This is a genomic window from Enterococcus cecorum, assembly GCF_052119425.1.
Lineage (GTDB): Bacteria > Bacillota > Bacilli > Lactobacillales > Enterococcaceae > Enterococcus_E > Enterococcus_E cecorum_C.
On sequence record NZ_JBQKFH010000090.1, the window covers coordinates 1 to 785 of the forward strand.

At 32.7% G+C, this 785-nt stretch carries 1 protein-coding gene; it reads left to right on the forward strand.

Features of this window, described 5'->3' with window-relative positions; genetic code table 11:
• Positions 1 to 702 (forward strand): ISL3 family transposase (locus tag ACTQZM_RS11880; RefSeq protein ID WP_441653886.1); only part of this gene is annotated, 702 nt, incomplete at its 5' end.
• Positions 703 to 785 lie beyond the last annotated feature (83 nt).

The following is a 785-nucleotide window of genomic DNA, read 5'->3' on the forward strand; positions in this document are numbered from 1 at the left end:
CCTACTCGTAAATTATCTTATTTGAAAAAATATTTTCAAAACGCCCAAAATAAGGAAGATGTACAATTTTTAGTTTCAGATATGAATGCGAGTTATATGCAATTGATTGCCAGTCACTTTCCTAATGCCCAATTGATCATTGATCGCTTTCATATTGTCAAACATATCAATCAGGCACTCAATGACTGTCGCGTACGCGAAATGAAAGAATTAATCAAAGAGAAAAAAAGAAGCCAAGCTACCAAATTAAAAAGTAATTGGCGCTATATCTTAAAGAAAAGAGCGAGTTTAGATGTTACAGAATATAAATCTTGGCGCAGTTTTCGCCAACCTAAATTCCCACTTTTAACAGAAGAAATGATGGTTGACCGGTTATTGGCTTTTTCTCCTAAACTCAAATTAGGCTATCAGTATGTCCATGATTTATTAGAAGCTTTTGATGATAAAGATCCAGATACATTTTTTGAGATATTAAAGACGTTACCAGATACACTAGATGAAGTACTGAAAGAGAAATTACAAAACTTATTAAACTATGAAGAAGGGATAAGAAACGCACTGATCTATCCTTATTCTAATGGCAAAATAGAAGCCAAGAATACACATATAAAAACTTTAAAACGGGTTAGTTATGGTTTTCGATCATTTGTGAACATGAAATTAAGACTATTTATGATGAATGGTTTAATTGAATCGAAATAACAAAAAGAGCAGAGATAGCAAACAGCTGTCTATCTCTGCCCATTCCTTTTGTAAAACTCATCAGTCCAATTTGACAAAGAGCC